This is a genomic window from Frankia sp. CcWB2 (assembly GCF_977927585.1).
This window is the reverse complement of record NZ_CDWRCM010000140.1, coordinates 10756-12321: the sequence shown is the minus strand read 5'-3', so window position 1 is coordinate 12321 and position 1566 is coordinate 10756. Positions and strand designations below refer to the sequence as shown.

Genomic DNA, 1566 nt, shown 5'->3' with positions numbered 1-1566 from the left:
GCCGGCATGGCCGGCGGCGACAGGTGAGGATCGAGACGATGGCCGACACGCAGGACCCGCGCAGACCTGGCTTCGACGTCAGGGCGGTCAACCAGACCGTGATCGCCGAGTACCGGGCGACTGGCGGCGCGTTGGAGAAGACGCTGCCCGGTTCCAGGCTGGTGCTCGTGACGACGACCGGACGGCGCAGCCGGAAGGAGCACACCGCCCCGCTGGGGTACGTCGTGGACGGCGGTCCCGGCCGCATCGTCGTCTTCGCGTCCAACATGGCCGCCCCGCGGCATCCGGACTGGTACCAGAACCTGACGGCCGAGCCGAAAGTCGTGGTGGAGCTCGGCACCGACCGATTCGAGGCCGAGGCGTCGACCGCCACCGGGGACGAGCGGCAGCGGCTCTACGAGGCACTGGTCGAGACGATGCCGGGAATCCGCGGCCACCAGGAGCAGGTGGAACGGGAGATCCCGGTGGTCGTGCTGGTCACGCTGCGGTGACCGGCCAGCGTTGGGCGCCCCCTTGGCTGCCCAGCGGTCAGCGACGGCGGAGCGGTCAGGGAGCCGCGTGCCGCGGGCGGGATCGCCGCCGGGTGGCGGCGGCGTCCCGGATCATGGCGACGATCGCGGCGGCGGCCTGGGGATGGCCGCTGCCGGCGCAGGCGGCCGACATCTTCGCCAGCCGTTCGGCGGAGATGAGCACCGGCAGCGCGTTCTCGAGCAGCCAGGACGCACTGAGCTCGGCGTCGTCGACGAGGAGACCACCGCCGGCCTCCACCGTCGGCAGCGCGTTGCGGCGCTGCTCACCGTTGCCGTGCGGCAAGGGGACGTAGACCGCCGGGAGCCCCACCGCGGCGAGTTCCGCGCACGTCATCGCGCCCGACCGGCACAGGGTCATGTCGGCCGCGGCATAGGCCGAGGGGATGTGGTCGAGGTACGGCCGCAGCTCGTACGGCGTGGGTAGGTCGAGGGGCAGCGCCGCGGCGACCTCGTCGAAGTTCTTCGGCCCGGTCGCGTGCAGCACCTGGATCCCGGCGGCGGCAAGGGGATGCGCCGCCGCCGTCATCACCTGGTTGAGCGAGCGGGCGCCCTGCGAGCCGCCGAAGACGAGCAGGGTCGGCCGGTGTGGGTCGAGCCCGTAGCGCGCCCGGGCGGCCCGCATCGCGGCCGGGGAACGGTCGAGGGTGAGGATCTCCCCCCGCAGCGGGATCCCGGTGAGCGTCGCGTCGCGCAGGGGCGTGCTCGGGTAGGATGTGGCGACGAACGGGGTGAGCCGGGCGCCGAGCCGGTTGGCCAGCCCCGGCAGCGGGTTCGCCTCGTGCACCACGATCGGGATGCCGCGGCGCCGGGCGGCGAGGTACGCGGGCGCGGACACGTATCCACCGAACCCCACGACCACGTCCGCCCGAACCCGGTCGAGGGTCTCCCCTGCCTGACGGATCGCGTCGAAGAACCGGGCGGGCAGCTTGAACACGGCCGGGGTGGGGCGGCGCGGCATCGGGACCTTCGGCACCGTCGCCAGCTCATGGCCCCGGGCGGGCACCAAGCGCGCCTCCAGACCGGTCGTGGTGCCGAG

General features: G+C 73.8%; 2 protein-coding genes. One reads left to right on the top strand and one right to left on the bottom strand.

Annotated elements, in window-relative coordinates:
* Positions 1-38 precede the first annotated feature (38 nt).
* Positions 39-491: a nitroreductase/quinone reductase family protein gene (locus tag ACY45C_RS14870; protein WP_462188195.1), complete on the top strand. Its 453-nt coding sequence runs from the start codon at positions 39-41 to the stop codon at positions 489-491.
* Positions 492-546: 55 nt separating this feature from the next.
* On the opposite strand, the gene ACY45C_RS14865 is transcribed toward ACY45C_RS14870, so the two are convergent.
* Positions 547-1566 (bottom strand): UDP-N-acetylglucosamine--N-acetylmuramyl-(pentapeptide) pyrophosphoryl-undecaprenol N-acetylglucosamine transferase (locus ACY45C_RS14865; protein ID WP_462188194.1); only part of this gene is annotated, 1020 nt, incomplete at its 5' end.